Here is a 4,616-nt window from a genome sequence, read left to right on the forward strand (position 1 = left end):
CATCCGCATACTGGAATCACTGAATAATAACGGTCTGATTTCGAGCGCGGATACCCAGGCACTGATCGACGCTTACAAGGCGTTTCGAAGTCAGGCGCATCGCCTCAGCTTACAAGAGCAAAAGGGGCGGATTGCCAATACGGCATTGGGCGCAGAGCGGAAAAATGTCAGTCGACTCTGGCAGCAACTGATGTTTTCTACCTAATTTTAATATTTGCACGCCCGCTTTTATTTGAGGAGTAACACGCGATGTCCATGGCTGATCGTGATGGCCTGATTTGGTTTGACGGCGAAATGGTTCCTTGGCGCGATGCCAAAGTCCACGTATTAACCCACACCCTGCACTATGGCATGGGCGTGTTTGAAGGCGTACGCGCCTATAAAACGGAAGATCGCGGTACCTGCATCTTCCGCATGCAAGAGCATACCGATCGGCTGTTCCGCTCTGCGCATATTATGCGTATGGAAATGACCGTGACCAAAGAACAGGTCAACGAAGCGCAGCGAGCGGTAGTGCGTGAAAACGGCTTGGAAGAAGCTTATCTGCGGCCTATGTGCTTTTACGGCTCAGAGGGCATGGGTCTACGCGCCGATAATTTGAAGATGCACGTGATTGTGGCTGCCTGGGACTGGCCCAGCTATATGAGCCCTGACGCTCGCGATAACGGCATTAAAGTGCGCTGTTCGTCCTATACCCGCCACCACGTTAATATTTCGATGTGTAAGGCAAAGGCCAACGGTCACTACATCAATTCGATGCTCGCCCTGCGCGAAGCCTTGGACAGTGGTTGCGAAGAGGCTCTGTTACTGGATAACGAAGGCTATGTTGCCGAAGGCAGTGGCGAGAACGTCTTCATTGTTCGCAATGGCAAGATTTTTACCCCCGAGCTGACCAGCTGTTTAGATGGTATTACCCGTAATACCATCTTTGAATTTGCTAAAGAGTTGGGGCTGGAAGTGGCTGAGAAGCGTATCACCCGCGACGAAGTCTACGTGGCGGATGAGGCCTTTTTTACTGGTACGGCTGCAGAGGTGTTGCCGATTCGCGAGCTAGATGGCCGAGTCATTGGCGCTGGCAAGCGCGGTCCAATTACCACCGAGCTGCAAACGATGTACTTCGACCAAGTTAAGGGGCGTCGCAAGCAGTTCCCTGAGTGGTCAACCCCCGTTCGTTAAGTCGGTAGTAAGTAACTGGGCGAAAATTGCGCTCAGTTACTTACTGAACGATGTACTTGCACTCCCCGCGAATAATAATTTCATTTAGTACCGCGTATTTGTCGATTACGGTATAGCCGTTCGGGCAGTATTCCTTTAGCCGTGGGTCTTGCTTTAAAAAATAATCTGCGCGCTTTAATTGTGCGTCTTCGCTCTCTTTCGGGTCCCTGTTTTGGGATTGGCTGCCGTTAGCGCGTTGGGTGATAGGCTTTGGCTTTTCTCTGAATAAAGGCAAAACATAGCGAAATAAGCGAATGTCGTCGCCTTTTATAGTGGTGTCGAATAAACCAATTTCTCGTCCGCTACGGCCGTTACTGGCGCAGCCCGTTAATAGAATTAATGCGAATAAGGTAATTTTTTTATAGTGGGCTAAGGCGGTTATGCGCATTGCTAATAAGTTCTCTGCAAAGGGTTTGTTGGCCTGCGGCGAGTGTAACATGACAAAGTCTTAATGCCAGTTGCCGGATCGTTAGGGCATCGTGAGTGGATTTATGAGCAGGCCAAAGTTAGAATCCTGTTACTCGATTGCGGCATTCTTCGATGAGATGACAGCTAAAAGGGCATATTGTTCTTGGTGTCACTTGGCTAGGCTATTGAAAAGCCGTTGTGTTAGCGCTGAAGAATCCCTCCGTTCCATAAAAATGAACAACAGCGACCCCTGATATGGTGTTAACACCCACAGCAGCTTCTCCAGCCAAGCCGGCACATAGCGCCAAAGTTATTCCGCTTGACGATGCTCGTCCTCGGCGCGCACTCAAGGTGTGTTTGCTCGGCTACCGCAGTGCGCCATATGGCGGTGGTCAAGGTATTTACCTCAAATACCTCAGTAAAGCCTTGGTTGAAGCTGGTCATACGGTAGATGTGATCTCTGGTCAGCCCTACCCCCATCTTGATCCGCGAGTAAATCTGATCAAAATGCCCGGGATGAACTTGTTTGAAACTGGCCTCGGTTCAATCCGTCCCCATCATCTGCGCTCCATGACCAATATTATCGAGTGGAGTGGCAAGTTAACTGGCGCCTTCTCAGAACCGTATTGCTTCGGCCGTCGTGTCGTCAAATACCTCAGAAAGCATGGCCGTCACTACGATATTATTCATGATAATCAATGCCTTAGTTATGGAATGCTGGAGTTGCAGAAACGCAAATTCCCGCTGATTACTACCATTCATCATCCCATCACCAGTGACCTTAGTATCGCCCTGAAGGCCGCTAAAAACTGGCGGGAGCGCCTATTGATCCGGCGCTGGCACAGCTTTTTGATCATGCAGCGCCAAGTAGCTCGGCAACTTCACCATGTCGTGACCGTGTCTGAACGCTCTCGGCAGGACATTGCGGTCGCCTTTGATATGCAGCCCGCCGGTATCAGCGTGGTTTTAAATGGCATTGATACTGAAGAGTTTCGTCCGTTGCCGGATGTGGTGAAAAAACCGAATAGAGTGATGGCGGCGGTATCCGCTGATCAGCCCTTGAAGGGCATGCGCTACCTATTGGAAGGCGTAGCGCAGGTGCTGCCCAAACACCCGGATTTGGAACTGCTGCTGGTCGGCAAGCCGAAAGAAGATGGGGAAAGCAGTAAGCTGATTCAGTCACTGGGGCTAAGTAAGCATATTCGCTGCGTCAGTGGCATTAGTACCGAAGCCTTGGTGGGCTTCTACAATGAAGCCTCAGTGGTAATTGTGCCTTCAGTATACGAGGGTTTTGGCCTGCCAGCGGGTGAGGCTATGGCCTGCGGCACGGCTGTTATTTCAACCGACGGCGGTGCGCTGCCGGAAGTGGTGGGTGATGCTGCGCTACAGGTGCCGGTGCGCGACAGTGCGGCGATTGCCGAAGCCCTGGACACATTACTGGCCTCCCCCGCCAAGCGTGCAATATTGGCGGATGCTGGGCGTAAACGTATAGAAGAATTGTTTTGTTGGCGGCGCGCCGCCCAGCAAATGACGAATTATTATTGGCAGGTGTTGCAACGTGAAAACAGTTGATTTCCGTCATTTCCACCTGAATCGTGGCGATAAAGTATTAGATTTAGGCTGTGGCGAAGGTCGCCATGTTATCTCAGCCTATGCCGAGGGCGAGATAACTGCCATTGGTGTGGATCTATCGTTAAACGATTTGAAAATCGCCCAGAGCCGTTTCGCTGACTTTAATGATCCAGAGAACGAGCACAAGGCATTTGGTTTGGCCACCGCCGATGCGCTTAAACTGCCCTTTGCTGACCATAGCTTTGATAAAATTATTTGCTCGGAAGTTTTGGAGCATATCCCTGATTACGCCGCAGTACTCATAGAAATTGAGCGTATTCTCAAGCCGGGCGGTTTATTTTGCGCGAGCGTGCCTCGGGCTTGGCCAGAGAAAATTTGTTGGGCCTTAAGTGAGGCCTACTATAAAGTCGAGGGTGGCCATTTACGTATTTTTAAGGCCAGCCAGCTGCGTAAGCAAATTCAAGACTTGGGTTTTCGTTTTTATCGTCGGCACTGGGCACATGCTTTGCATTCCCCGTACTGGTGGCTGAAGTGTGCGTTTTGGGATGGCCAAGACAACAATCCGCTGATTAAGCAATATCACCGCTTTCTGGTTTGGGATCTAATGGATAAACCCCTGTTTACCCGCACCCTAGAAGCGAGCCTCAACCCTGTGTTGGGTAAGTCGGTGGTTATGTACTTTGAAAAGGCGAACCCGGCATGAGTGGTTTATTTTTAAGTAAGGGGCTGTTTCCACAAGATTTTTTCCGGCCAACCGTTGAGTTTTTAGTGCGTGCCCAGCAAGCCGATGGCAGTATTCCGTGGTTTGACGGCGGGCATGCGGATCCTTGGGATCACGTTGAATCCGCTATGGGGCTTAGTATTGGTGGTGAATTTGAGGCCGCTGAAAATGCTTATCGCTGGCTGAAGAATAACCAGCTAGAAGATGGCAGCTGGTGGGCGGCTTATCGCGATGGTGAAGTTGATAATCACGAGCGTCGAGAAACGAATTTTGTTGCCTACGTAGCCACTGGTGTTTGGCATCACTTTCTAATCAGTGAAAATCAGGCGTTTTTACAAGAAATGTGGCCCTGCGTGCAATCTGCCATTGAGTTTGTACTGGCCCAGCAGTCGCCCCATGGCGAAATTAATTGGGCGGTCAGCGCCGATGGTGAGCCTATGTGCGACGCCCTCGTCACGGGCTGTTCGTCGATATACAAAAGCTTGGAATGTGCGGTAAATATTTCGGTGCAAATTGGTTCGCCGCGGCCGGTATGGCGCGATGCACGTCAGGCATTGGGCGAGGCCTTGCGTAAAAAGCCAGAGCGTTTCGACCGCACCTGGGAAAGTAAATCCCGCTACTCTATGGATTGGTTTTACCCTGTATTGAGTGGTGCAATTCCGCCTGCGAAAGCGGGTGCTCACTTACAAAAACGCTGGGG

At 50.8% G+C, this 4,616-nt stretch carries 6 protein-coding genes; 5 read left to right on the forward strand and 1 reads right to left on the reverse strand.

Translation table 11 applies throughout. The features are described from left to right. The coding region (locus ABYT30_RS15880; RefSeq protein WP_373097465.1) for a hypothetical protein at positions 1-205 on the forward strand (205 nt) is incomplete at its 5' end. 44 nt (positions 206-249) lie between these two features. Then, the gene (locus ABYT30_RS15885; protein ID WP_373079180.1) at positions 250-1,176 is read left to right on the forward strand and encodes a branched-chain amino acid transaminase; all 927 of its coding nucleotides are present in this window, start codon (positions 250-252) and stop codon (positions 1,174-1,176) included. A gap of 40 nt (positions 1,177-1,216) precedes the next feature. On the opposite strand, the gene ABYT30_RS15890 is transcribed toward ABYT30_RS15885, so the two are convergent. Continuing rightward, a complete protein-coding gene (locus tag ABYT30_RS15890) occupies positions 1,217-1,654 on the reverse strand; it encodes a hypothetical protein (protein WP_373079182.1) in 438 nt (145 codons plus the stop codon). Between the two features lie 224 nt (positions 1,655-1,878). Here ABYT30_RS15890 and ABYT30_RS15895 point away from each other — a divergent pair, with 224 nt between their 5' ends. From ABYT30_RS15895 to ABYT30_RS15905, 3 genes are all read left to right on the forward strand, one after another. Beyond that, a complete protein-coding gene (locus tag ABYT30_RS15895) occupies positions 1,879-3,195 on the forward strand; it encodes a glycosyltransferase family 4 protein (RefSeq protein WP_373097466.1) in 1,317 nt (438 codons plus the stop codon). Next, positions 3,182-3,898, forward strand: a complete 717-nt coding sequence (locus ABYT30_RS15900) for a methyltransferase domain-containing protein (protein ID WP_373097467.1) — start codon at positions 3,182-3,184, stop codon at positions 3,896-3,898. The genes ABYT30_RS15895 and ABYT30_RS15900 overlap by 14 nt, the downstream gene beginning before the upstream one ends. Beyond that, positions 3,895-4,616 (forward strand): prenyltransferase (locus ABYT30_RS15905; protein ID WP_373097468.1); only part of this gene is annotated, 722 nt, incomplete at its 3' end. The genes ABYT30_RS15900 and ABYT30_RS15905, both read left to right, overlap by 4 nt.

The sequence above is a fragment of the Zhongshania sp. genome, assembly GCF_041623545.1.
Taxonomy (GTDB): Bacteria; Pseudomonadota; Gammaproteobacteria; order Pseudomonadales; family Spongiibacteraceae; genus Spongiibacter.